Source organism: Barrientosiimonas humi, assembly GCF_006716095.1.
In the GTDB taxonomy this organism is placed as follows: domain Bacteria; phylum Actinomycetota; class Actinomycetes; order Actinomycetales; family Dermatophilaceae; genus Barrientosiimonas; species Barrientosiimonas humi.
On record NZ_VFOK01000001.1, the window covers coordinates 758,648 to 782,649 of the forward strand.

Annotated in this window: 21 protein-coding genes and 2 tRNA genes; 13 read left to right on the top strand and 10 right to left on the bottom strand. The window is 71.9% G+C overall.

What is annotated here, in order from left to right; translation table 11 throughout:
• Nucleotides 1–177: 177 nt before the first annotated feature.
• On the top strand, nucleotides 178–1,317 hold the full coding sequence (gene glf / locus FB554_RS03620; protein ID WP_142004674.1) for a UDP-galactopyranose mutase: 1,140 nt from the start codon (nucleotides 178–180) through the stop codon (nucleotides 1,315–1,317).
• A 97-nt stretch (nucleotides 1,318–1,414) separates the two neighbouring features.
• Here the strand turns inward: glf and FB554_RS03625 are convergent, their stop codons facing one another.
• From FB554_RS03625 to FB554_RS03635, 3 genes are all read right to left on the bottom strand, one after another.
• Complete coding sequence (locus FB554_RS03625) at nucleotides 1,415–2,686, bottom strand: glycosyltransferase family 2 protein (protein ID WP_142004675.1); 1,272 nt, start codon at nucleotides 2,684–2,686, stop codon at nucleotides 1,415–1,417.
• A 26-nt stretch (nucleotides 2,687–2,712) separates the two neighbouring features.
• Nucleotides 2,713–3,693, bottom strand: a complete 981-nt coding sequence (locus tag FB554_RS03630) for a glycosyltransferase family 2 protein (RefSeq protein ID WP_142004676.1) — start codon at nucleotides 3,691–3,693, stop codon at nucleotides 2,713–2,715.
• Between the two features lie 183 nt (nucleotides 3,694–3,876).
• Entirely contained in the window at nucleotides 3,877–4,488 is a 612-nt protein-coding gene (locus tag FB554_RS03635; protein ID WP_211344523.1) for a GNAT family N-acetyltransferase, read from the bottom strand.
• 86 nt (nucleotides 4,489–4,574) lie between these two features.
• On the opposite strand from FB554_RS03635, the gene FB554_RS03640 reads away from it, so the two are divergent.
• A complete protein-coding gene (locus FB554_RS03640) occupies nucleotides 4,575–5,513 on the top strand; it encodes a glycosyltransferase family 2 protein (RefSeq protein WP_142004677.1) in 939 nt (312 codons plus the stop codon).
• Nucleotides 5,510–7,456 carry a DUF6020 family protein gene (locus FB554_RS03645; RefSeq protein WP_142004678.1) on the top strand — a complete coding sequence of 649 codons (1,947 nt, stop codon included), beginning with the start codon at nucleotides 5,510–5,512 and terminating at the stop codon, nucleotides 7,454–7,456. Before FB554_RS03640 ends, FB554_RS03645 begins: the two co-directional genes overlap by 4 nt.
• On the opposite strand, the gene FB554_RS03650 is transcribed toward FB554_RS03645, so the two are convergent.
• Both FB554_RS03650 and FB554_RS03655 read right to left on the bottom strand, forming a co-directional pair.
• Nucleotides 7,413–8,192 (bottom strand): class I SAM-dependent methyltransferase, encoded by a 780-nt coding sequence (locus FB554_RS03650; protein ID WP_236022252.1) that lies wholly within the window; start codon nucleotides 8,190–8,192, stop codon nucleotides 7,413–7,415. The genes FB554_RS03645 and FB554_RS03650 overlap by 44 nt on opposite strands.
• Complete coding sequence (locus FB554_RS03655; protein WP_236022253.1) at nucleotides 8,189–9,151, bottom strand: acyl-CoA thioesterase; 963 nt, start codon at nucleotides 9,149–9,151, stop codon at nucleotides 8,189–8,191. The genes FB554_RS03650 and FB554_RS03655 overlap by 4 nt, the downstream gene beginning before the upstream one ends.
• An 85-nt stretch (nucleotides 9,152–9,236) precedes the next feature.
• Here FB554_RS03655 and FB554_RS03660 point away from each other — a divergent pair, with 85 nt between their 5' ends.
• Entirely contained in the window at nucleotides 9,237–9,698 is a 462-nt protein-coding gene (locus FB554_RS03660) for an acyl-CoA thioesterase (protein ID WP_142004680.1), read from the top strand.
• Nucleotides 9,695–10,339, top strand: coding sequence for a DUF8185 domain-containing protein (locus FB554_RS03665; RefSeq protein WP_142004681.1), 645 nt, complete (start codon nucleotides 9,695–9,697; stop codon nucleotides 10,337–10,339). Before FB554_RS03660 ends, FB554_RS03665 begins: the two co-directional genes overlap by 4 nt.
• Nucleotides 10,340–10,452: 113 nt before the next feature.
• On the opposite strand, the gene FB554_RS03670 is transcribed toward FB554_RS03665, so the two are convergent.
• Genes FB554_RS03670 through FB554_RS03680 form a run of 3 tightly spaced genes read right to left on the bottom strand, consistent with a single transcriptional unit; the run spans nucleotide 10,453 to nucleotide 13,595 of the window.
• Nucleotides 10,453–12,192, bottom strand: a complete 1,740-nt coding sequence (locus FB554_RS03670) for a glycoside hydrolase family 13 protein (RefSeq protein ID WP_420809458.1) — start codon at nucleotides 12,190–12,192, stop codon at nucleotides 10,453–10,455.
• Nucleotides 12,193–12,235: 43 nt separating this feature from the next.
• Nucleotides 12,236–12,625, bottom strand: coding sequence for a globin (locus FB554_RS03675; RefSeq protein ID WP_142004682.1), 390 nt, complete (start codon nucleotides 12,623–12,625; stop codon nucleotides 12,236–12,238).
• Between the two features lie 31 nt (nucleotides 12,626–12,656).
• Entirely contained in the window at nucleotides 12,657–13,595 is a 939-nt protein-coding gene (locus FB554_RS03680) for a mechanosensitive ion channel family protein (RefSeq protein ID WP_142004683.1), read from the bottom strand.
• 88 nt (nucleotides 13,596–13,683) lie between these two features.
• Between FB554_RS03680 and malQ the strand changes: the two genes are divergently transcribed.
• A complete protein-coding gene (gene malQ, locus FB554_RS03685; RefSeq protein ID WP_338070551.1) occupies nucleotides 13,684–15,807 on the top strand; it encodes a 4-alpha-glucanotransferase in 2,124 nt (707 codons plus the stop codon).
• Nucleotides 15,808–15,904: 97 nt separating this feature from the next.
• Here the strand turns inward: malQ and pepN are convergent, their stop codons facing one another.
• Complete coding sequence (pepN, locus tag FB554_RS03690) at nucleotides 15,905–18,487, bottom strand: aminopeptidase N (RefSeq protein WP_142004685.1); 2,583 nt, start codon at nucleotides 18,485–18,487, stop codon at nucleotides 15,905–15,907.
• 119 nt (nucleotides 18,488–18,606) lie between these two features.
• Between pepN and FB554_RS03695 the strand changes: the two genes are divergently transcribed.
• The 3 genes from FB554_RS03695 to FB554_RS03705 all read left to right on the top strand — a co-directional run bounded on the left by FB554_RS03695 (nucleotide 18,607) and on the right by FB554_RS03705 (nucleotide 20,946).
• Nucleotides 18,607–19,212, top strand: a complete 606-nt coding sequence (locus FB554_RS03695; protein WP_142007409.1) for a mycothiol-dependent nitroreductase Rv2466c family protein — start codon at nucleotides 18,607–18,609, stop codon at nucleotides 19,210–19,212.
• A gap of 11 nt (nucleotides 19,213–19,223) precedes the next feature.
• Nucleotides 19,224–19,691: a ribose-5-phosphate isomerase gene (locus FB554_RS03700; protein ID WP_142004686.1), complete on the top strand. Its 468-nt coding sequence runs from the start codon at nucleotides 19,224–19,226 to the stop codon at nucleotides 19,689–19,691.
• Between the two features lie 145 nt (nucleotides 19,692–19,836).
• Nucleotides 19,837–20,946 carry a PP2C family protein-serine/threonine phosphatase gene (locus FB554_RS03705; RefSeq protein WP_142004687.1) on the top strand — a complete coding sequence of 370 codons (1,110 nt, stop codon included), beginning with the start codon at nucleotides 19,837–19,839 and terminating at the stop codon, nucleotides 20,944–20,946.
• 117 nt (nucleotides 20,947–21,063) lie between these two features.
• On the opposite strand, the gene FB554_RS03710 is transcribed toward FB554_RS03705, so the two are convergent.
• A complete protein-coding gene (locus tag FB554_RS03710; RefSeq protein WP_142004688.1) occupies nucleotides 21,064–21,291 on the bottom strand; it encodes an antitoxin in 228 nt (75 codons plus the stop codon).
• Nucleotides 21,292–21,476: 185 nt separating this feature from the next.
• Here FB554_RS03710 and FB554_RS03715 point away from each other — a divergent pair.
• The 4 genes from FB554_RS03715 (at nucleotide 21,477) to FB554_RS03730 (ending at nucleotide 24,000) form a co-directional block, all read left to right on the top strand.
• Nucleotides 21,477–21,550: transfer RNA gene (locus tag FB554_RS03715), tRNA-Gly, on the top strand.
• A gap of 43 nt (nucleotides 21,551–21,593) precedes the next feature.
• A tRNA-Pro gene (locus FB554_RS03720) sits at nucleotides 21,594–21,667 on the top strand.
• A 103-nt stretch (nucleotides 21,668–21,770) separates the two neighbouring features.
• The gene (gene tig, locus FB554_RS03725) at nucleotides 21,771–23,171 is read left to right on the top strand and encodes a trigger factor (protein ID WP_142004689.1); all 1,401 of its coding nucleotides are present in this window, start codon (nucleotides 21,771–21,773) and stop codon (nucleotides 23,169–23,171) included.
• A gap of 214 nt (nucleotides 23,172–23,385) precedes the next feature.
• Nucleotides 23,386–24,000 (top strand): ATP-dependent Clp protease proteolytic subunit, encoded by a 615-nt coding sequence (locus FB554_RS03730; RefSeq protein ID WP_142007410.1) that lies wholly within the window; start codon nucleotides 23,386–23,388, stop codon nucleotides 23,998–24,000.
• The last annotated feature ends 2 nt before the right edge of the window (nucleotides 24,001–24,002 follow it).

Consider the following 24,002-nt stretch of genomic DNA (forward strand, 5'->3'; position numbering starts at 1 on the left):
CCCCTCCTTCGCGCCGGCCGCTGGGCCGCTGCGCACCTTCCCCACTCGGCATCGGATCTGGACGGGCCGTGCGGGGCCCCTCCAAGGGTGACATGCCGCCCTCTGGGTGCGCGACTCGGCTCGCGACTAAGGTAGCCGCGTCCAGTCCGCACCGACCCGCAGAATCGGGGAGATCGAATGAAGTTCGGGATCGCCGGCGCCGGCTTCTCCGGCGCCGTCCTTGCTCGGGAGCTCGCCGAGGCGGGGCACAGCGCCGTCGTCTACGACAGCCGTGACCACATCGCCGGGAACTGCCACACCGAGCGCGACCCCGACACCGGGATCATGATCCACCGCTACGGCCCGCACATCTTCCACACGGGCAACGAGCGGGTGTGGGACTACGTCAACGGCTTCGGCACGATGCAGCCGTACAACCACCGGGTGCGCAGCACCGTGGGCGGGCGGGTCTACCTGCTGCCGGTCAACCTGCTGACGATCAACCAGCTGTTCGGCACCACCCTGAACCCGGCCGAGGCCAAGGAGTTCATCGCCGAGCAGGCCGACGACAGCATCGACGAGCCGCGCAACTTCGAGGAGCAGGCCCTGAAGATGATGGGCCGGCGTCTCTACGAGGCGTTCTTCGAGGGCTACACCCGCAAGCAGTGGGGCCTGCCGCCCACCCAGATCCCCGCGTCGGTGCTCAAGCGGCTGCCGCTGCGCTTCAACTACGACGACTCCTACTTCAACCACCCCTACCAGGCGATCCCGCGCGACGGCTACACCGCGATCGTCGCCAACATCCTCGACCACCCCGCGATCGAGGTCCGGCTCAGCACGCCGTACACCCCGGCCGAGCACGACGACTACGACCACTCGATCTGGACCGGCCCGCTGGACGCCTGGTTCGACTACCGCCACGGCCGCCTCGGCTACCGCACCCTCGACTTCGAGGAGATCCGCGCCGAGGGCGACTTCCAGGGCTGCTCGGTGATGAACTACGGCGACCTGGACGTGCCGTTCACCCGGATCAGCGAGCACAAGCACTTCGCGCCGTGGGAGGAGCACGAGGGCACCGTCGCCTTCCGCGAGTTCTCCCGCCTCGCGGAGGAGGACGACATCCCCTACTACCCGATCCGGCTCGCCGACGACCGCACCCTGCTGGACCAGTACCTCCAGGCGGCGGCCGAGGAGCCGCGGGTCACCTTCGCCGGCCGGCTCGGCACCTACCGCTACATGGACATGGACGTCACGATCGCCGAGGCGCTGTCCGCGGCCGACCAGATCAAGTCGGCCATCGCGGGCGGCGAGAAGATCCCGGCGCTGTTCAACAACTGACGCCCCCGCGCAGACGACGTACGCCCTGGCGGGCTGCCCGCCAGGGCGTACGTGCGTCGTGGGGCGAGCACGCCCGCGCCGGCTCCGCCGGCGCGGCTCAGTCGCGCTCGTCGCGCCCGGATCGCTGCTGCGACGCCTCGATGCGCGCGAGGCGCTGGTCGATCTGGTCCAGCTGCTGCTGCAGGATCGCGAGGCCGAACATCAGGTCCGCGTTGCTCTCGGTCGAGCGCCAGCTGAGCGGCCGAAGCTGCGACAGCCGGGTGCTGTCGCGCATCCGGTTGCGGGCGTAGTTGCGGGTGAGCTCGGCGGTCTTGCGCACGCCGGAGTAGCGCAGGTGGTGCACCGCGACCAGCGCCGGGTTGTTGGTCGCCGGGCGGCCGCCGATGACCAGCTCGTAGCGCGCGTAGTTCTGCTTGGCGATCGCGGTGGACAGGCGGCGGGCGTACTCGCCCTTGTTGCCCTCGTTGAGCGCCTGGATGATCAGCGGCAGGGTGTACTGGGCGAAGATCGGCTGCACGGTCTCGTACAGCGTCTTGCGCAGGTTCTGCGGGGTGCGCCGGGAGATCCACTCCAGCTGCGAGATGACCCACGACAGCAGCGTCGTCTGGTAGGTCTCCAGCAGCCCGCGGCTCTCCAGCCAGGCGTGGATCGTGTCGTGGTGGGCGAAGATCTTGAACAGCCGCTCGTCGGCGGTCGCCATCGTCTGACCGGCGCGCGCGACGCGGTGGTAGCACAGCACCTCGGGGACGATCGCGATCGACCCGGCGCTCACCAGCGAGAACCAGTGGAACGGGTTGTCCTCGTAGAAGTAGTCGCCCACCGGGAAGCGAATCCCGTTGTCCTCCAGCAGAGAACGGCGGTAGAGCTTGCGCCACGGCACGGCGATGAAGCGCAGGAACGTCTTGGTGCCCTCGGGGTCGAGCCGGTGCAGGCCGGGGCTCACCGAGTCCCAGCGGCGGGCGTCGGCCGGCTCCTTCGGCTGACCGGTGGCGTCGTCGACCTCGGAGTACTTGCACATCGACAGGTCGGCACCGGTGTCGGCGGCCGCGCGCAGCAGCTTCTCGAACATGTCGGGCTCGGCCCAGTCGTCGCCGTCGACGAAGCCGACCCACTCGCCGCGGGCGCGCTCGAGGCCGGCGTTGGCCGCGGTGGCCACGCCGCCGGGGCTGTTCTCCCCGAGCAGGACGGGGATGAATCGGCTGTCGCGGTCGGCGTACGCCTGGATCTTCTCGGGGGTGCTGTCGGACGAGCCGTCGTCGACGACCAGCGCCTCGAAGTCGGTGATCGTCTGGGCGGCGACGCTGTCGAGGCACTGCTCGATGTAGCTCTCGATGTTGTACGCCGTGACGATGATGCTGAGCTGGGGCATGGTTCCTCGTTCTGAGTTCGTTCTCGTCAGGCCAGGGCGCGGGAGGTGATCCGGTTGGCGAGGCTGGGGTCGCGTCGCTCCCGGATGCGCATGAACTCCACGATGCTCATCCGCAGCAGGTGCGCCTGCAGGCGGTATCGGGCCTCGTCGACGACCTCGGGGGAGATGCGGCTGATGGCCCAGTCGGTCACCCGCAGCGCGAAGTCCCAGTAGTGGTGGGAGTAGCGGTTCCGCAGCTCGGGGTTGCCGGAGATCATGTCGTACGTCTCGTCCAGCGCGTCGAACAGCGCGAGGCGCTCGCGGCCCATCCGGTTGGACAGGTTGGCGCCGCCCTCGCCGACGATGTGGGTGCAGATCTGCTCGTCCAGCAGCACGAGCTTGCGGGCCAGCAGCAGCGACATCCAGTGCCCGAGGATGTCGTTGTGCACGTGCACCTCGCCGAAGCGCAGCCCGGCGTCCTGGTAGCGGTCGGTGCGCAGCACCTTGTTCCAGGGGTAGTTGGAGAAGCCGAGCAGGCGCGGGACCTCGGTGAGCGGCGCCACCCGGTCGCTCATGCCCGACATGTAGCTGCGCCAGACGACCTCGTCGAAGGAGTTCATCCCGGTGTACTCGGTGCTGTGCCCGCGGCGATAGCTGTACGGCATCATCGCCAGGTCCGCGCCGGTCGAGTCCAGCTCGGAGATCGCCGACTCCAGCGCCTCGACGTGGATCTCGTCGTCGGCGTCGAAGAAGAGGGTGTATCGGCCGGTCGCCTGCGCGAAGCCGACGTTGCGGGCGTATCCCGCGCCGTGGTTGCTCTCGAGCTCGATGACGCTGATCGCGTCGCTACCGAGCGCGCGCAGGGCGTCGGGGGAGCCGTCGGTGGAGGCGTCGTCGATCGCGACGATCTGCACCTCGCGGTTGGGCAGCGACAGGATCTGCTGGGCCAGCTCGCCGACCGTGTCGGCGGCGTTGCACATCGGGATGACGACGGTCAGGTCGGGGGTGTTCGACGCGTTCTCGGGCACAGAACTGCTTTCTCGCAGACGACGGGGCGGGTGACCGGAGGGGGCCGCTCGACAGTACCCAACGGGAGGTAGCGCTCGGGAGTCGGCGCGCCGCGCCGGCCCGGGCGATCTGCGGTGGTCGGGGCGGATCTGAGCCGGTCGGGTCCGAGGTGAACCGGTCGGGTCCGACGCGAGCCGGTCGGGTCAGGCGCGGGCGCCGCGGCGGCGCAGCCGGTGCTGCAGCCCGCTGCGCACCGAGGGCCACTCGTGCGCCAGCACCGAGTAGACGCAGGTGTCGCGCAGGTCGCCGGTCTTCTCCAGCCGGTCGGCCCGCAGCACCCCGTCGAGCCGGGCGCCGAGGCGCTCGATGGCCTGCCGGGACTGCTGGTTGGACCAGCTGGTCTCGAACCGCACGCACCGCACGCCGAGCTGCTCGAAGGCGTGGGTCATCAGCAGCAGCTTCGACTCGGGGTTGGTGCCGGTGCCGTGCGCGGACTCCCGGTTCCAGGTGTAGCCGATCGACACGCGCGGGACGTCCGGGGAGATGTCGTAGAGCGTGGTGACGCCGAGCACCTGACCGTCGCGAGGGCGTACGGCGGTGAAGGGCAGCATCGTGCCCGCGCGCTGCAGGGCAAGGCGCTGCTCGACCTGCTCGGCCATGCGCTCGGGCGGGGCGACCCCGGTGTACCACCGGTCGGCCAGGTCGCCGTCGGCGCTCGCCTCGCGCAGCCCCTCGACGTGCTCCAGCGACAGCGGCTCGAGGCGGACCAGGTCTCCGGTGAGGGTCACCGGCTGCAGCGGCAGCTCCAGGCTCATGGCGCCAGTGTGCCGTCGAGCAGCGGAACGGGGCACCCGCGGGGTGGCTACCGGACGCCTGGCGGGGTGGCCGTTATGCTCCCCGCGTGCCGCCGACCATTGCCGCCATCGTGCCGTGCTACAACGAGGAAGCGGCGGTCGGCAAGGTCGTCGCAGACCTGCGGGCCGCCGTGCCCGAGATGACGGTCTACGTCTACGACAACAACAGCACCGACGACACCGCCCGGGTGGCCGCCGAGGCCGGCGCGATCGTGCGCGCCGAGGAGCGCAAGGGCAAGGGCAACGTCGTGCGCCGCGCCTTCGCCGACATCGACGCCGACGTCTACCTCATCATCGACGGCGACGACACCTACGACGCCGCCGCGGCCCCGGAGCTGATCAAGGCCCTGCTCGACGGCCCGTACGACCACATCCTCGGGGTGCGCACCCAGGACGCCGACGTCGAGAGCGCCTACCGGCCCGGTCACGAGCTCGGCAACAAGGCGTTCAACCGGCTGGTGACGGGGCTGTTCGGCGAGCCGGTCACCGACATGCTCAGCGGATACCGCGTCTTCTCCCGGCGCTTCGTGAAGTCCTTCCCGGCGCTGTCGCGCGAGTTCGAGACCGAGACCGAGCTGGCCGTGCACTCGGCCAACCTGCGCATCCCGCAGAAGGAGGTCCCGGTCGGCTTCCGCGACCGGCCGGAGGGCAGCGAGAGCAAGCTGCGCACCTATCACGACGGATTCCGGATCCTGCGCCTCATCCTGCGCCTGGTGCAGCACGAGCGGCCGCTGCTGGCGTACGGCACCGTGAGCGCCCTGTTCACCCTCGTGGCCCTGGTGCTCGGCCTGCCGGTCGTCGTCGACTTCTTCCGCACCGGGGTGGTCGAGCGGTTCCCGACCGCGTTCCTCGCCGCCTCGGTGATGATCCTGGCGATGCTGTCGCTGGTCGTCGGGCTGATCCTCAACGGGCTGCTGCACGCGCGCCAGGAGGCCGCCCGCCTCGCCTACCTGCGCTACAGCCCCGTCGCCCGCGAGACCGCGTGAGCAGCGTCGCCGAGCCGGGGGGATCGGTGACCACCGCAGCGCGGCGGCGCTCCGCGGTCGCCGTCGTCGGCGGGCTGCTCGGCGCGGCGGCGGTCTTCGTGCGCCCCCCGGGCACGAGCCCGGACGACCAGACGATCGGGACCGTCTCGATCACCACGGCGATCGTCGCGGTCGCCCTCGTGGTCGCCGGGCGCTGGCTGATCGGCGTCGTGCGGCCGCGCGTCTGGCGGCCGGCCCTGGCGCTGGGCGGCCTGTTCGCGCTGCTCGCGATCGTCGGCGACCTCATCGGCGGCGCCGAGCCGCAGCCCCTGTCCGACCTGACCCGGGTGCAGACCGCCCTGCTGCCCGTACGCCTGCTCGGCCTGGCCTGGATCTTCGCCGCCGTGCTCGCGGGCGTCTTCGAGGGGACCCTGCGCCAGCGCGACGCCACCGTGGTGAACGGGGCGGGGCGGCCCGGCGCGTTCCTGGCCGCGCTGCGCTCCGGCGCGTCGCGCCGGCCGGTGTGGCTGCTGTTCGCGGCGCTCGTGCTCGTGCGCGTCCCGGCGCTGGTCGTGTGGTTCCCCGGCGTCGTGCCGTTCGACACCTTCCGCAGCTACGCCCAGGTGCGCGGCACCGCCCCGTGGACGTCGTACGAGCCCGTCGGGCACACCGCGCTGGTGTGGGCGTACGAGCAGGTCGGCTCCGCGCTCTCGCTCGGCGACGTCGGCAAGGTCGCGATCGCCGTGATCGTGCAGATCGTCGCGATGGCCGCGGCCTGCACGTTCATGCTCGTGCGGATGGCCCGCTGGGGGGTGCACCGGTTCGTCTTCTGGGGGTCGCTCGCCTGGGTGGCGCTGTCGCCGGTCTTCGGGCTGTTCTCGGTGATCCAGGTCAAGGACGTGCCGTTCGCCCTCGCCGCGCTCGTGTTCTGCGTCGCCGTCGCCGAGGTGACCGTGCACGACTCCACCCGCGGCGAGCGCTGGCCGTGGGTGGTCATGGCGCTCGCCGGTGTGGCCACGATCCTGTTGCGCAACAACGGGATCCACGTGGTCGCGCTCACGCTCGTCGTGCTGGTCGTCGCGCTGCGCGGGCTCCGCAAGCCGCTGCTGGCGGTGCTCGCTGCGTGCCTCGTGGGCTACGCCGCCTACACCGGCCCGGTCTACTCCGCGCTGGGCATCGGGGAGTCGCGCCAGGTCGAGATGTTCTCCGCCCCGATCCAGCAGGTCGCGCGCATCGCGCTGGCGCACGGCGACGAGCTGGACGCCACCGACCGGCAGTGGATCGCCGACAACTTCGACGGCATGACGCCGGCCGAGCTCGGCGACGCCTACGACGAGGGGGTCTCCGACCCGCCCAAGGAGGCGGCGCTGTTCTCCTGGGACGACCACACCACCGGGGAGTTCGTCGCCGGGTGGGCCCGGCTGGTCCGGCAGTACCCCGAGACCGCCGTCGAGGCCTCGATCGCCGCCACCGTCGGGTACTGGGCCCCCGACGCACCGCTGCGCGACGTGTTCTACACCTGGTCGCGCAACGACATCCGCGACATCCACCTGGAGATCCCGTGGGGACCGCAGCCGCCCGGGCTGCGCAAGGAGCTCGTCGACGCCTCGCTGCTCAGCACCAACCCCGAGGACACCCGGCGCGGCATGACCACCAACCCCGGCTTCATGGGCCCGCAGTTCCGCACCCTCCCGGTGGTCGGCCAGGTGATCTCGCCGGGGCTGACCGTCTGGGTGTGGGTGACCTCGATCGTGGGGGTCGCGCTGCTCGGCCGGCGCCGCCGCTGGGCGGTCATGGTGCCCGCGGCCGTGCTCTTCCTGACCCTGCTTGCGAGCCCGGTGTCGGGGTCGCTGCGCTACTCGCTGCTGCTGTTCGCGGCGCTCCCGCTGGCCGTCGCGATGATCAGCACGCCGCCGCGCGTCAGGCCGGACGCCGAGCCCGCAGCCAGAACCGACGCTGCGTGAGCGCGATCTCGCCGCCCGCGCTGCGTTCGTGCAGCTCCAGCAGCGCGTCGGCGTAACCGTCCACCGAGAAGTCCTCCGGCACCTGCCACGGCACCCGCTGCAGGTAGGCCACGAGCGCGGCCACGTCGACGAACCGGTACGCGCCGGTGAACTCCTCGCCGTCGACCACGCGCAGACCCGCCGCCTCCGCGTCGGCGACGAACCCGTCGTACGTCACCGTCGGCTCCTCGGGCTCGGCACCCAGCAGCGCGTGCAGCTCCGGCAGCTCGCCGCTTCCGACCTGCTGGGTGAGCAGCACCCCGCCCGGGGCGAGCACCCGCGCGACCTCGCGCGGGCTGTACGCCTCGTGCCGGTTGAGCACCAGGTCGAACCGGCCCTCGGGGAAGGGCATGGGCGCCGAGTCGGGATCGTGGTCGGGCGCACCGAAGTCGGTCACCTGGATCCCGTGCGGTTCCAACGTCTTTCGGGCGACCGGCACGTTGGGCGGCCACCCCTCGGTGGCGACGACGTCGGCCGGCAGCAGCGCGCGGAAACGCAGCAGGTGCTCGCCGCCGCCGGTGCCCATGTCGAGCACGTGCTGCGCTGCGCCCAGCGCCTCGCCCCAGATCGCGTCCAGATCCCACGGTGGCGGGTCGGCCCACATCCGCCCGTCGAGCGCGGAGAAGTCCCAGCCCTCGGGCTGCTCACTCTCCTCGGCTCGCCAGCGCGCCAGGAGCTCCTCGCGAGCCCCGGTCACGAGTCCTTCACGCGCAGCATGCCCTCCTGGGCGACCGTGGCGACCAGCGTGCCGTCGGAGGCGAACATCTTGCCGATGCCGAGACCGCGTCCGCCCGAGGCCGACGGCGACTCCTGCTGGTAGAGCACCCAGTCGTCGACCCGCACCGGGCGGTGGAACCACATCGCGTGATCCAGGCTCGCCGCGCGCAGCCGCGGGTCGGACCACGCCATCCGGTGCCGACGCAGCACCGCCTCGAGCAGGGTGTAGTCGGAGGCGTACGCCAGGGCCGCCGCGTGCAGCAGCGGGTCGTCGGGCATCTGGTCGCGCACCTTCAGCCAGACGTTCTGGTTGGCCGCGGCCTGCTGGCCCGGCGCGAGGTAGATCGAGTTCTCGACGTGCCGCACGTCGACCGCTCGGCGGTAGGCCCAGTGGCGCGCGACGGGGTGGTCGATGTCACCGATCTCCTGGGCGACCGTCGGCAGCCGCTCGGGGTCGGGCGCGGCGGGCATCGCGGCCTGGTGGTCGAGACCCCCGGCCGCCTCCTGGAAGGACAGGATCATCGACATGATGACCTTGCCGTTCTGCAGGGCGTGCACCCGACGGGCCGAGAACGAGCGGCCGTCGCGCATCCGCTCCACCGCGAACCGGATCGGCTGCATCGAGTCGCCGGCCCGCAGGAAGTACCCGTGCAGCGAGTGCACGTGGCGGCTGCCGGTGCCGTCCTGGAGCCCTTCGACCGTCCGCCCGGCCGCCACGACGCACTGCGCCAGCACCTGACCGCCGAACACGCGCCCGTGCGGCTGCGGCTGGCTGCGGCCGACGAAGATGTCGACGTGGTCGCTGCCGAGGTCGACCGGGTTGTCCTCGCCGGGTGCGGACTCGACGGTGATCGTCGACTGTCCGGCCTCTTGCAGGTCGAGGACGTCGAGCAGGTCGGCGACCGGATCGCCCTCGGGCAGGGGGGTGTCAGGACTCACGCGGTGGACTCTAGTGCGGCACCTGGCTGTTCGCGTCCCGAGCACCGCGGCCTCCCGGCATGTGGCCCTTGCCATGATGAGCGGTATGCCGAACCGCCCGTACTACGTCGACGTCCCGCTCCGCTGGTCCGACATGGACGCCCTGCGCCACGTGAACAACGTGCAGATCGTCCGCCTGCTCGAGGAGGCGCGCGTCGCCGCCCTGCGCGAGTGGTTCCGCGACAGCGAGGGGGAGTCGCACCGCCCGGCCCTGCTGATCGCGCGCCAGGAGATCGACTACGTCGCGCAGCTGCACTACCGCCCCGAACCGGTCGTCGTCGCGATCTGGGTGTCGAAGATCAGCGGCGCCTCGTTCGACATCTCCTACGAGGTGCGCGACTCCCGCGACGACGACTCGCCCGTCTTTGCCGCCGCCGAGAGCACCCAGGTCGTGTTCGACATGGAAACTCAACGGCCGCAACGCATCTCGGCTGAGGACAAGGCCTATCTCGAGCGGGTCAGCGGTGACCCCGTCGAGCTGAAGCGTCGACCCGTCGGCCACCTGTGAACGCACCCGAGCTGCACCTGGGTGACGCCGAGACGGTCGCCGACCTGACGACGTACGTCGGGCGCGCGCGGGTGCTCGACCCCGACGGCGCCGTACGCCTGCAGGCCTCCGCGCGCACGCTCGCGGTGTGGGTGGGCGTGCTGCGGGGGAGGGGCCTGACCGGGGAGGGCACGGTGCTCGGGCTGCGGGTGCTCCCGCTGGCCGCCGACGCCGAGGTCGACGAGATCGTGCCGCTCGCAGGGGTCTCCGACCGTCTCGCACGCGGACTCGCGGGCGGCACCCGGCTGCCGGTGCCGCCGACCACCGTGCGCGCCGGGTGGGCGGCGGTGTCGCCGCCGCGCTCGGGGTGGCAGCCGCTCGGCGAGGTGAGCACGACCGTGCTGGCCCAGGCCGCCCGTGACGGCATCGCCGAGGTCGCCCAGGGCGTACCCGACGGGGCCGGCAGCGCCGCGGTCGACCAGCTGCGCGCGCGGGTGTGGGGCAGGGCGCTGCCCACCGGTGGCGGCCCCGACGGGCTCCCGGCAGGTGTCGCGCTCGGCGCCCACGCCCTCGGCTTCCTGGTCGGCGACACCGCCCGGGTGTTCGCCGCCGGCCGCTGGTTCCGACTGAGCACCCCCGCCGGCCACGTCCTCGTCCGCTGAGCCTTCTCCTGCCCCTCCCTCCCGGGCATGAAACCGGGTTACGTGCGTTTGACCCTGATCGATCAAGGTCAAACGCACGTAACCCGGTTTCATGCGGGGAAGGGGGCGGTGGGTCAGGCCGTGAACCACACCGCCGTGTCGGACGGGACCCGGGTGCCGTCGAGGGCGCCCGAGGCCACCAGCACCTGCGCGCCGTCGGGCAGGTCGACCGGGTCGGTGCCGAGGTTGGCGACGACCTGCACCCGGGCCTCGCGGGCGTCGTTGACCATGCGCACGACGTCGCCGGTCGACTCCTCCAGCAGCAGCGACCCCTGACCCATGCTGAGCTCGCGGCGCACCTGCAGCATCCGCCGGTACAGCTCCAGCGTCGACCCGGGCACCCCGGCCTGCTGGTCGGCGGCCAGCGCCCGGTAGCTCTCCGGCTGCGGCAGCCAGGTCTGCTCGCTCGGGCCGAAGCCCAGGCCCGGCCGGTCGGCCTCCCACGGCATCGGCACGCGGCAGCCGTCCCGCCCCTTCTCGGTGTGCCCGCTGCGCTCCCAGGTCGGGTCCTGGCGCACCTCGTCGGGCATCGTCGTGTGGTCGGGGAGCCCGAGCTCCTCGCCCTGATAGATGTACGCCCCGCCCGGCAGCGCGAGCATGAGCGTCGTCGCCGCGCGGGCTCGGCGCAGACCCAGCTCGGTGTCGGGCTGGGGGTCCTCGGCACCGATGCCGTTCGGTCGCGGCTGGTCGATCGGCAGCCCGAGCCGGGAGGCGTGCCGCACGACGTCGTGGTTGGACAGCACCCACGTCGTCGGGGCGCCCACCGAGTCGTTGGCGGCGTAGGACGCCCGGATGACCTCGCGCAGCTTGTCGGCGTGCCAGTGGGTCTCGAGGAAGTCGAAGTTGAACGCCTGGTGGAACTCGGTCTCGCGGACGTACCGCGCGGCCCGCTCGACCGGGGTCACCCACGCCTCCGCGCACATGATGCGGTCGCCCGCGGAGTCACCGGTCTCGTTGTAGGAGTTGAGGATCCGGCGCCAGGACTCGTACACCTCGTGCACGCCGTCCTGGTCCCACATCGGGGGACGGCGGTCGGTGCTCTCGCCCTTGAGGCCGGCACCCAGCAGGTGCAGCTCGGCGTCCCAGTCGGGCAGGCCCGCCTCCTTGATGAGGCCGTGCGCGACGTCGACCCGGAAGCCGTCGACGCCGAGGTCGAGCCAGAAGCGCAGGATCGACTCGAACTCCTCGCGCACCTCCGGCAGCTCCCAGTTGAGGTCGGGCTGCTTGGGGTCGAACAGGTGGAGGTACCACTGGCCGGGGGAGCCGTCGGGCTCGGTGACCCGGGTCCAGGCGCGGCCGCCGAAGACGCTCTCCCAGTTGTTCGGCGGCTCGGAGCCGTCCGGGCCCTTCCCGTCGCGGAACATGTAGCGCTCGCGCTCCGGCGACCCCGGCGCGGCGGCGAGCGCCGCGCGGAACCACTCGTGCTCGTCGGAGGTGTGGTTGGGCACCAGGTCGACGATCACTCGCAGGCCCAGCTCGTGCGCGCGGGCCACCATGGCCTTGGCGTCCTCGAGCCGGCCGAACAGCGGGTCGACCGCGCGGTAGTCGGAGACGTCGTACCCCGCGTCGGCCTGGGGCGAGGCGTAGAAGGGGGAGAGCCACACCGCGTCGACGCCGAGGTCACGCAGGTAGGGCAGGCGTGAGGTGATGCCGACCAGGTCGCCCATGCCGTCGCCGTCGTGGTCGGCGAACGAGCGCGGATAGATCTGGTAGATCACGGCGCTGCGCCACCACGCGTCGGCGTGGCGGCTCCCGTCGTGGACCAGCTGTGCGGCCGGTGCGGTCGAGGTCGGGGTGGTGGGGTTCTGCGTCACGGGCAACCAGTCTGGGGCAGACCGGGCCCGGGACGAAAACGTTTCAGCCCGTGGGCTCTTCGTGCCGGTTGACGAGCATGTACGCCGCGCGCGTCAGGTAGTCGCGCAGCGCCGCGTCGTGCGCCTCGTCCAGGTCGAGCGTGTCGACCGCGTTCATCATGTGCAGCAGCCACCGGTCGCGCATGTCGGGCGTGACGGCGAACGGCACGTGCCGCATCCGCAGCCGCGGGTGACCGCGCTGCTCGGAGTAGGTCTTCGGGCCGCCCCAGTACTGCTCGAGGAACATCCGCAGCCGGACCTCGGCCGGCCCGAGGTCCTCCTCGGGGTAGAGCGCGCGCAGCGGCGGGTCGCTCGCGACCCCGCGGTAGAACTCGCGCACCAGCTGCACGAACGTCTCGTGCCCGCCGACCTCGTCGTAGAAGGTGTTGCTCACACCCTCGATCCTCTCAGGCGCGCCCGCGCCCTCAGGCACCCGTGCCGCCGACCGGGGGCGGGCCGTACGGCGTGAGGGCCGGTCCGCGGATGCCGGCCGCGTCGAGCGCGACCTTGCTGCGCTCGCGCAGCTCGCGCGAGACCGAGAAGTTCTCGTTGGGTGCGCACTTGGCGATGATCCGCATCGTCATCACGCCGCCGCTCACCGACTCGACACCGGCGACCTCGGGTTCCTCGAGAAGCCTTTCGTCCCAAGGGGATTCGTCACGGATGTGCACGGTCACCGTGCGCAGGACCGCCAGCACCTTCTCCACGGGCTGGTCGTAGGCGACGGGGATGTCGACCAGCGCGGTCGACCAGCCCTGCGAACGGTTGCCGATGCGGATGATCTCGCCGTTGCGGATGTACCAGATCACCCCGTTGGCGTCGCGCAGGCGCGTCACCCGCAGCGTGACCTCCTCGACCGTCCCGATCGCCTCGCCGGTGTCGATGACGTCACCGACGCCGTACTGGTCCTCCAGGATCATGAACACGCCGGACAGGAAGTCCTTGACCAGGCTCTGCGCGCCGAAGCCGAGGGCGACGCCGCCGACGCCGGCGGAGGCCATGAGCGGCCCGAGCGGCACCCCGAGCGTGGCCAGCACCGTGAGCACCGCGATGGTGCTGAGCACGATCGTCGTCGCCGACTTCAGCACCGACCCCATCGTCGCAGCCCGCTGCCGGCGCCGCTCCTCGTCGAGCCCGGTGGCCTCGCGCAGCATCCGGGTCGCCCGGCCGCCCTCGCCGGTGCGCTGCTCCATCGCGCTCACCGCCTTGTCGATCGCGCGGTGGACGAGCCAGCGGGCGACCATGGTCAGGGCGAGGACGAGCACGATGGTGAGCGGGGCGCCGGCGAACCACGTCCCGACCTGGTCCCAGGTCAGGTCGCCGACCGCCTGGGGGAGCGCGGCGAGCGTCAGGGCGAAAGACATGGCCCACATCCTCTCGTGCGCCGGGTGCTGGGCAGTGAGACAGTAGGGGCGACCTCGCCTCACCCGTGCCCGAAAGCAGGACTTGCCGGTGCCTTCTGCCCCCAGCTCGACCCTCCAGGACCTGGCGCACGCGCATGACATCGCCACGGAGTACTGGGACTGGAAGGGCAACCACGTCAAGGTCAGCGACGACACGCTGCGCAGCGTCCTCGCCGCGCTCGACGTGCCCGCCGAGGGCGACGAGCAGGTCGCGCAGGCGATGGCCCGCAAGCGCGACGAGGCGTGGCGGCGCACGCTGCCCCCGGTCGTCGTGCTGCGCGAGGGCTGGACCCCGTGGGTCGCCGTGCACGTGCCCGACGGCGCCGAGATCAGCGCCGTGGTGCGGCTCGAGGACGGCACCGAGCGAGGGGTCACCTTCCCCGACAACCCGGTCCAGCCGCGCGACGTCGACGGCGCCCGGCTGGCCGAGATCACCGTCGAGCTGCCCGGCGACCTGCCGCTCGGCTACCACGAGCTGGTCGTCACCCGCGAGACCAGCGGCGGCTTCGCCCGCTGCCCGGTGATCGTGACCCCCGAGCGGGTCGCGCTGCCCGAGGCGGTGCGCTCCTCCCCGGCGTGGGGCCTGATGACCCAGCTGTACTCCGTGCGCTCCGAGCAGTCCTGGGGCATCGGCGACGCGGCCGACCTCGCCGAGCTGGGGTCGTGGGGCGCGCGGCAGGGCGCCGACTTCGTGCTGGTCAACCCGATGCACGCCGCCGAGCCGGTCCCGACGATGGAGCCCTCGCCCTACCTGCCGACGACCCGGCGCTTCCTCAACCCGATGTACATCCGCGTCGAGGAGGTGCCCGAGATGGGGTACCTGTCCTCGGCCGAGCACCAGATGATCGAGTGGCACGGCGACGACGCGCGCCGCCTCAACGGCCTGGCCGACCTCGACCGCGACAGCAGCTGGGAGGCCAAGCAGGCCGCGCTGCGCATCGTCTTCCGGCAGCGGCGCACCCAGCGTCGGCACCGCGACTTCGAGGAGTTCTGCGAGCGGGCCGGGCAGGGCCTGGTCGACTACGCCACCTGGTGCGCGATCGTCGTCGACCGCGGGCTGCCGTGGTCCGACTGGCCCGAGGCGCTGCAGGACCCGCGCAGCCCCGAGACCGCCGCGGAGCGCCAGCGCCTCGCCGACGAGGTCGAGTTCCACAGCTGGCTGCAGTGGATCGTGCAGCGGCAGTTCGCCGACGCCCAGCGCGAGCTGACCGCGGCCGGCATGTCCGTCGGCGTCGTCCACGACCTGGCCGTGGGCGTGCACCCGGGCGGGTCCGACTCCTGGGCGCTCGCCGACGTGCTGGCCGGCGGGGTGCGCGTCGGGGCCCCGCCGGACGACTACAACGCGGCCGGTCAGAACTGGAGCCAGCCGCCGTGGCGACCCGACCGCCTGGCCGAGCAGGCGTACGCCCCCTATCGCGACATGCTGCGCACCTTGCTGCAGCTGTCGGGCGGGCTGCGCGTCGACCACATCATCGGGCTGTTCCGGCTGTGGTGGATCCCGCTCGGGAAGTCGGCGACCGAGGGCACGTACGTCCGCTACGACCACGAGGCGCTCGTCGGGATCCTCGCGCTCGAGGCGCACCGCGCCGGCGCGATCGTCATCGGCGAGGACCTCGGCACGGTCGAGGACTGGGTGCGCGACTACCTCACCGAGCGGGGTCTGCTCGGCACCTCGATCCTGTGGTTCGAGCGCAAGGACGGCTCGGCCCCGCGCGCGCCCGAGACCTATCGCGAGCTGTGCCTGGCGTCGGTGACCACGCACGACCTGCCGCCCACCGCCGGATACCTGCAGGGCGAGCACATCACGGTGCGCGACGAGCTGGGGCTGCTGCCCGACAGCCTCGAGGAGACGATGGTCGAGGACGAGCGCCAGCGCGAGGCGGTGCTGAGCGACCTGCGCTCGCGCGGCCTCATCGGCGAGCAGGCGACGGTCGAGGAGCAGGTCAACGCCCTCTACCGCTACCTCACGTTCAGCCCCGCCCGGCTGCTCGGCGTCGCCGTGCCCGACCTGGTCGGCGACGTGCGCACGATCAACCAGCCCGGCACCGACGAGGAGTACCCCAACTGGCGGCTGCCGCTGGCCAACGCCGACCGCGAGCCGCTGATGCTCGAGGACGTCATGGTCAGCCGTCGCGCCAAGCGGTTGATCCGCGCCGTCGGCAGCCGCCGCTGACGCGCACGCCCCGCCCCCGCCGTACGCCCTCGGCCCCGCCCGCGGACGTCGCGGACGGGGCCGATGGCTGGGTCAGCCGGGGACGGCCGAGGCCGGCTCAGGCGTCGCGCTGGGCGTCGCAGGCCTGCGCCTGCACCGCGCGCAGCACGCCGTCGCGGTTCTCCGCGACCAGGCGCCGCGCCCCGGCCGGGACCGCCGGGTCGCTGTCGAGCCAGGTCTGCGACGCGTCGGCCAGCTGCTGGTCGGCGAGCGACCCCGGATACATCAGCACCGTGACGTCGCCGGCGGTCGAGCTGGTGAGCTCGCGCCACACCGGCGTGAGCGCCTCGTGGTAGCGCGCGACGTAGGGCTGCAGCAGCGAACGGTCGTGCGCGACCTGGAAGCCGTGGGCGGTCGCGCGCCGGGTCTGGTTGGGCGTGGTCGGGTCCAGCGCCCGCTGCCAGGCCTCGTCCTTCGCCTCGGCGGTGGGCCGGGCCGCGAGGGCGCGCGCCGCCCGCTCGGCGCCGGTCGAGGTGCGGTCGCGCTGCAGCTCGGCGTCGATGTCGGCGGCCTGTGCGACACCGGCCGCGGCCAGCGAGGTCAGCAGGGTCCAGCGCATCTCGGTGTCGACCGCGAGCCCCGGCAGCGGGTCCTCGCCGGAGAGCCAGCCGCGCACGACCGCGGCGTGCTCGTCGCTGCCGGCCTGCCCGGCGAACGCCTGCACCAGCTGCAGCTGGGCGTCGCTGCCCGGCTCGGCGGACCGGGCCAGGTCGAGCAGGCCCGCGGCGAACCGCCCGCGCGTGGTGTCGCGGTGCTGCGGCGCGACGAAGCGCGAGGCGGCCAGCGTGGCGTGCTGCAGCAGCGTGCGCACCAGGTTGGAGTCGGTCTCGCCGGGCAGCGTCGCCAGCGCCAGGTCGACGAAGTCGCGCGCCGGCAGCTCGGCGTCGCGCGTCATGTCCCACGCGGCGCCGACGAGGATCGCGCGGGGGAGCGGGTCGACGAAGCCGCGCGGGTTGGCCAGCGCCGTCGCGAGCGACTCACCGTCCAGGCGCACCTTGGCGTAGGCCAGGTCGTCGTCGTTGACCAGCACCAGGTCGCCGCGGCGCATCCCGACCAGCGCGGGCACCTCGGTGCGCTCGCCGTCCACGTCGGCCTCGACCCGCTCGCGCCGGACGAGCCGGCCGCCGTCGAGGTCGTACAGGCCGATCGCGAGGCGGTGCGGCCGCAGCGTCGGGTAGTCCGCAGGAGCGGTCTGCTCGACGGCGAACGAGGTGATGACGCCGTCGGCGTCGGTCTCGATCAGCGGGCGCAGCGTGTTGACGCCGGCGGTCTCCAGCCACAGCTGCGACCAGGTGCTCAGGTCGCGGCCGCTGGTGGCCTCCAGCTCGGTCAGCAGGTCGGCCAGGCGGGTGTTGCCCCACGCGTGCTTGGCGAAGTACGCGCGCAGCCCGGCCTCGAACGGCTCGCGCCCGACGTACGCCACGAGCTGCTTGAGCACGGACGCGCCCTTGGCGTAGGTGATCCCGTCGAAGTTCTCCTCGACCGACTCCAGGTCCACCATGTCGGCGGCGATGGGGTGGGTCGAGGACAGCTGGTCCTGGTTGTAGGCCCACGCCTTCTCACCCATCGCGAAGGTGGTCCAGCCGGTCTCCCAGCGGGTCGCCTCGGCCTGGCTGGTGATCGCGGCCCACTCGGCGAACGACTCGTTGAGCCACAGGTCGTCCCACCAGCGCATCGTCACGAGGTTGCCGAACCACATGTGCGCCAGCTCGTGCAGGATCGTGCCCGCCCGACGCTCGACGACCGCCTCGGGCACCTTGGCGCGGAAGACGTACACCTCGGAGAAGGTCACGCAGCCGGCGTTCTCCATCGCGCCGGCGTTGTACTCCGGGGTGAAGATCTGGTCGTACTTCGCGAACGGGTAGGGCGCGTCGAAGTGCTCCTCGAAGAACGCGAAGCCCTGCTTGGTCACCTCGAAGATGTTCTCCGGGTCGAGGAACTCCCGCAGCGAGCGGCGGCAGAACAGCCCGAGCGGCACCACGCCGGCCCGCGTGCTGACCTCGTCGCGCACGACGTCGTACGGCCCCGCCACCAGCGCGGTGATGTAGCAGCTGATCCGCGGGGTCGGCTCGAACGCCCACGTCGCGACCGGCGCGGACTCGCCGCGCTCGTTGGTCCAGGACCCCTCGGCCGGGGTCGGCTCGGGCGTCGGCTGGTTGCTGAGCATCGTCCACGCGGCCGGGGCGGTGACGGTGAAGGCGAACGTGGCCTTTAGGTCGGGCTGCTCGAAGACGGGGAACATGCGCCGGCAGTCGGCCACCTCGAACTGGGTGTAGAGGTAGACCTCCTGGTCGGTCGGGTCGACCATCCGGTGCAGGCCCTCGCCGGTGTTCATGTAGCGGCCGGTGCCGGTCACGACCAGCGTGTTCTCGGCGGCCAGGCCAGGCAGCCGGACGCGGCTGTCGGCGAAGTGCTCGGCCGGGTCCAGCGAGGTGCCGTTGAGCACGATCTCCTCGACGCTGTCGCCGATGAAGTCGATGAAGGTCTCGGCGCCGGGCTCGGTCGCGGTGAACCTGACCTCGCTGCGGGTGCGGAAGGTCTCCGGGCCGGTGGTCAGGTCGAGCGAGACGGAGTAGGACTCCACCTCGATCAGCTGGGACCTGGCCTGGGCCTCGTCGCGGGTGAGGTTCTGTCCGGGCACGACGGCTCCTTCGCGCGTCAGGGGTGGAAGCGGCCTCATCGTGGCACAGGGCCGGGTGGCAGGATGAGCGGGTGACGACTTCACCGAGCTCCACCAGCAGCGGCCGCACGTCGGCCGAGATGTTCTTCGACCCGCTGTGCCCGTGGGCCTGGATGACCTCCCGCTGGCTGATCGAGGCCGCGAAGGTGCGCGACCTCGACATCACCTGGACGGTCATGAGCCTCTCGGTGCTCAACGAGGGACGTGACCTCGACGAGAAGTACCGCGCGCTCATGGACCGCGGCTGGGGCCCGGTCCGGGTGCTCGTCAAGGCCGCCCAGGACCACGGCCCGGAGGTGCTGGGCGACCTCTACACCGCGATCGGCACCCGCCGCCACCCCGGTGGCCGCGGCGGTGACGACGCCGACATGAAGGCGGTCGTCGAGGAGTCGCTGGCCGAGGTCGGGCTCCCGGCCGAGCTCATCGAGGTCTGGGAGAACGTCCCGGGCGACGACGTCGACAAGGCGCTGCGGGCCAGCCACCAGCGCGCCATCGACCTGGTGGGCGACGACGTCGGCACCCCCGTGGTCGCCGTGGAGGGCGTCGCCTTCTTCGGCCCCGTGGTCACCCCGGCGCCCAAGGGCGAGGCCGCGGGACGGCTCTGGGACGGCTGCCTGCTCGTCGCCGGGACGCCCGGCTTCTACGAGCTCAAGCGCAGCCGCGACGCCGAGCCCGACTTCAGCTGAGGGGCGGGCCGATGCGCGTTCACGTCGGTGGCGACCACGCCGCCTTCGAGCTGCAGCAGCACCTGGTGACCTGGCTCGCCGAGCAGGGCCACGAGGTCATCGACCACGGGCCGACCGAGCTCGACCCGCAGGACGACTACCCGGTCTACGTCCTGCGCGCCGCCGAGGCGGTGCGCGACGACCCGGGGTCGCTCGGCATCGTGCTGGGCGGGTCGGGCAACGGTGAGCAGATGGCCGCCAACAAGGTCGAGGGCATCCGCGCCGCGCTGTGCTCCACGGTCGAGCTGGCCCGGCTGTCGCGGGAGCACAACGACGCCCAGGTGCTCTCCATCGGCGGCCGCTTCACCGCCCCCGAGCTGGCCGAGGAGATGGTCGCGACCTTCCTCGGCACGCCGTTCACCGGGGAGGCGCGTCACCAGCGCCGCATCGACATGGTGCGGGCGTACGAGGCCGACGGCACCCTGCCGCCGCTGTCCTGACCGACCGGCTCGCTCCGCCCGTACGCCCGTGCGGGTGGAGCGCGGGCCCTTATACCCGCCTCGAATGCATAGGGTCGGGAAAGCATGCTTAAAGGGTTGGTAAAGACCTCACGGATCGACGCCCTCGCGTCGCTACGTTGCCCGCGTGAGCATCGATCTGACGGCCCGGGCCCGTCGCACCCGCCACGCGGTTGCGACGTCGAGCCTGCCCGAGCCGTTCCAGGCGGGCCTGCGCCGCGAGCGTTGGCTCACCACGCTCCTGCTCGTGCTCACCGCGCTGATGACGCTCGCGTTCGTGCTGCGCCCGGTCAGCCTGACCCTCGCGCCGGTCGTGCCGCTCGTCGTGGCGGCGGGGCTGTTCCTGCACGCCGCGCGGATGTACGTCGTCTTCGCCGCCGTCGCGGCCGGGATGCTCGTCACCTCGCTCAACGCACCGGCGCCGCCGGTGACGCTCGCGGCCATCGCCGTCGTCATGCTGCTGATGCTCGCCGTCGAGCGCCGGCGGATGCGCGCGGGCATCCCGCAGGAGGTCGGCGTCAGCATCCTCACCGACCTGCGCGCCCAGCTCGAGCGCCAGGCGCAGGTCGGCGACGACCTGCCCGCCGGCTGGCACCTCGACAGCAGCGTCCGGGCGGCGCACGGCGAGGCGCTGTCGGGCGACTTCCTGCTCACCCACCGCTCCGAGGACGACCTGCTCGAGGTGCTGCTGGTCGACGTCGCCGGCAAGGGCCTGCAGACCGGCACCCGCTCGCTCATGCTCAGCGGCGCCTTCTCCGGGCTGCTCGGCTCGACCCCGCCCGAGGGTCTGCTCGCCGCCGCCAACCGCTACCTCGTCCGGCAGAGCTGGCCCGACGGCTATGCCACGGCCGTGCACCTCGCACTCGACCTGCGCACCGGCGACTACTCGCTCGCCAGCGCCGGCCACCCGGCCGCGATGCACCACCACGCCGGCGCCGGGCGCTGGCAGGAGCGCAGCGACGCCCGCGGCGTGATGCTCGGCGTGCTCGACTCCGGGCTGGTGAGCTACGAGCGGGTCAGCGGCCGGCTCGAGCGCGGCGATGCGCTGCTGCTCTACTCGGACGGCATGATCGAGAGCCCCGAGCTGGACCTGGGGCAGGGGATGGACCGGATGCTCGGCGCGGCCGACCGGGTCGTCGCCTGCGAGCCGGGCGCGGGGGAGGCGGCGCAGATCTGCGACTTCGCCTGCGCCGGCGAGGACGACGACCGCACCACGGTGCTGCTGCGCCGCGAGTGAGAGTGCGAGGGAGAGCCGGCGAGGTGCCGGTCCCTGCGGGAGCCGGCGAGGGCGTACGGCGGGACGGGAAAGGGCCGGGGCGTGCGCCCCGGCCCTTCGTGATGTCAGCGGCAGTGCTTACTGCTGCTGGCCGCCGTCCTGCTGCTGCCCGTCCTGCTGCTGGCCGGCGTCCTGCTGTGCGTCACCGCCGAGGCGCTCGTTGGCGAAGTCCTGACCCTGGTCGACCTTGTCGGCGTACTGGCCGCCGGTCTTCTCGTCGATGAAGTCGCCGCCCTTCTCGACACCCTGGGACACCTTGTCCGGGTTGTTGCCGAGGGCGTCCTTGGCGTTGTCCATCAGACCCATGGAGATCACTCCTGTTGTTGGGGGCACACATTGCAGCCGGCCGGTCCCGGCCGGCGTCGCCCAACCTACGCACGCGTCTACCGCCGGGACAAGGGTGGAGTCGGACTGCTCCGGCGCAGCGGGTACGATTGCCGCCGCACTGCGGATCGGCCGCCGACGGGCTCGGCCGGCACGAACGGGTGCACGCGGGTGTAGCTCAATGGTAGAGCCCCAGTCTTCCAAACTGGCTACGCGAGTTCGATTCTCGTCACCCGCTCCAGGTCTCGGCCACCCCTTGCGACCGTGACTCGAGGGGGACACGACGGGGTATGGCGCAGCTTGGTAGCGCGTCCGCTTTGGGAGCGGAAGGCCGCCGGTTCGAATCCGGCTACCCCGACCGTTAGCATGGGCGCTCGTGCTGCGCCCGGACTGACGCGCGCGCAAGCCGCAAGATCCCCGCGATCCGAAGCATCGATCCCAAGCAATCTGGAGTGCAGGCAGTGAAGAGTGCCGTCGAGAACCTCAACCCGACCCGCGTCAAGCTGAGCGTCGAGGTCCCCTACGACGAGCTCAAGCCGAGCCTCGACGAGGCCTACGCCGCGATCGGCCAGCAGATCCAGATCCCCGGCTTCCGCAAGGGCAAGGTCCCGGCGCGGATCATCGACCAGCGCGTCGGCCGCGAGGCCGTGCTGCAGGAGGCCATCAACGAGGCGCTGCCGGAGTTCTTCGGCAAGGCCGTCGACGAGCACGACCTGCAGCCGCTCGGCCAGCCCGAGGTGGAGATCACCGAGGTGCCCACCGACGAGAGCTCGGAGCTGAAGTTCACCGTCGAGGTCGACACCCGCCCCGAGATCACCCTGCCCGACTTCTCCGCCATCTCCGTCGAGGTCGACCCGCTCGAGGTCTCCGACGACGACGTCGAGGAGGGCCTGACGACCCTGCGCGAGCGTTTCGGCACCCTCGTCGGCGTCGAGCGCCCGGCCGCCCAGGGCGACTTCGTCTCCATCGACCTGACCGCCAAGGTCGGCGACCAGGAGGTCGACTCGGTCAACGGCGTGTCCTACGAGGTCGGCAGCGGCAACATGCTCCCCGGCATGGACGAGGCCATCGAGGGCCTGTCGGCCGGCGAGAGCAAGGAGTTCACCGCTCCGCTGGCCGGTGGCGACTTCGAGGGCCAGGACGCCGACTGCGTCGTCACGGTCGTCTCCGTCAAGGAGCGTCAGCTGCCCGAGCTCGACGACGACTTCGCCCAGCTGGCCTCCGAGCACGACACCATCGACGAGCTCAAGACCGAGGTGCGCGAGCAGGTCGAGCAGCGCAAGAAGTTCGAGCAGGGCATCCAGGCTCGCGACAAGGTGCTCGACCAGCTGCTCGACACCGTCGAGATCGGCGTGCCCGAGTCGATCGTCAAGGCCGAGGTCGACTCCCACCTCGAGGGCGAGAACCGCATGGACGACGACGAGCACCGCGGCGAGGTCGACGAGAGCACCCGGCGTGCGCTGAAGACCCAGTTCCTGCTCGACGAGATCGTCAAGCGCGACGAGGTCCAGGTGTCGCAGGAGGAGCTCATCGAGTACCTCATCATGAGCGCCCAGCAGTACGGCATGGACCCGAACCAGTTCGCCCAGGCCCTCGACAGCCAGGGCCAGGTGCCCGCCGTCATGGGTGAGGTCGCGCGGCGCAAGGCGCTGTCGACCGTGCTGGAGCAGGTCGCCGTGACCGACACCAACGGCCAGACCGTCGACCTCGGCGAGCTCGACGTCGAGGACGAGGCCGACGACGACGTCGCCGACGACGAGGCTCAGCCGGCCGACGACGACGCCGCGACCGCCGAGGCGACCGACGCCGACGCCACCGCCGGTGACGACGACGCGACCGACGCGGAGACGACCAAGGCCTGACCCCGAGCAGGCGAGACGTAAGGCCCCGGTGCGCACGGCGTACCGGGGCCTTCGCACGTGCCGACGCCCTCCGGTCGACCGCGCGATTGCGCCGTGGGCGAACACCGCCCGGGGCCGGGAGTTTCGCGCGCAGCCGTGACGTTAGGGTCCGGTGAAGAGGTCACCTGAGCCGCCAGGGACGGCGGCACGAGGAGATGGAGACGCAGTGACATCGATGGAGACCCAGCGCCCGGTCGCGGGGCTGGACGACCAGATCTACAACCGCCTGCTCAAGGAACGCATCATCTTCCTGGGCTCCGACGTGCGCGACGACAACGCCAACGCGATCTGCGCGCAGCTGCTTCTCCTGGCGGCGGAGGACCCCGAGAAGGACATCTGGCTCTACATCAACAGCCCGGGCGGATCGGTCACCGCCGGCATGGCGATCTTCGACACGATGCAGTGGGTGCCCAACGACGTGGCGACCGTGGCCATGGGTCTCGCGGCCAGCATGGGCCAGTTCCTGCTGTCGGCCGGTGCCCCCGGCAAGCGCTACGCCACGCCGCACGCGCGGATCATGATGCACCAGCCGCTGGGTGGCATCCAGGGCACGGCGTCCGACGTCAAGACCCAGGCCGAGCAGCTGCTGTTCATCAAGAAGCAGATGGCCGAGCTCATCGCCGAGCACACGGGTCAGTCGATCGAGCAGATCGAGGCCGACTCCGACCGTGACCGGTGGTTCAGCGCGACCGAGGCCAAGGAGTACGGCTTCGTCGACCACGTCTTCGAGCGCTCCACCGACCGCACCGACGCCACCGACGACGTCGACGCCGACGACGTCCGCAAGTGAGG

Coding starts and splice junctions, on each gene's coding strand:
- FB554_RS03660 (WP_142004680.1), top strand. CDS start 9,237: ATGCCGAACCGCCCGTACTACGTCGACGTCCCGCTCCGCTGGTCCGAC.
- FB554_RS03700 (WP_142004686.1), top strand. CDS start 19,224: ATGCGCGTTCACGTCGGTGGCGACCACGCCGCCTTCGAGCTGCAGCAG.
- FB554_RS03635 (WP_211344523.1), bottom strand. CDS start 4,488: ATGAGCCTGGAGCTGCCGCTGCAGCCGGTGACCCTCACCGGAGACCTG.
- FB554_RS03730 (WP_142007410.1), top strand. CDS start 23,386: ATGGAGACCCAGCGCCCGGTCGCGGGGCTGGACGACCAGATCTACAAC.
- FB554_RS03695 (WP_142007409.1), top strand. CDS start 18,607: ATGTTCTTCGACCCGCTGTGCCCGTGGGCCTGGATGACCTCCCGCTGG.
- glf (WP_142004674.1), top strand. CDS start 178: ATGAAGTTCGGGATCGCCGGCGCCGGCTTCTCCGGCGCCGTCCTTGCT.
- FB554_RS03625 (WP_142004675.1), bottom strand. CDS start 2,686: ATGCCCCAGCTCAGCATCATCGTCACGGCGTACAACATCGAGAGCTAC.
- FB554_RS03680 (WP_142004683.1), bottom strand. CDS start 13,595: ATGTCTTTCGCCCTGACGCTCGCCGCGCTCCCCCAGGCGGTCGGCGAC.
- FB554_RS03710 (WP_142004688.1), bottom strand. CDS start 21,291: ATGGGTCTGATGGACAACGCCAAGGACGCCCTCGGCAACAACCCGGAC.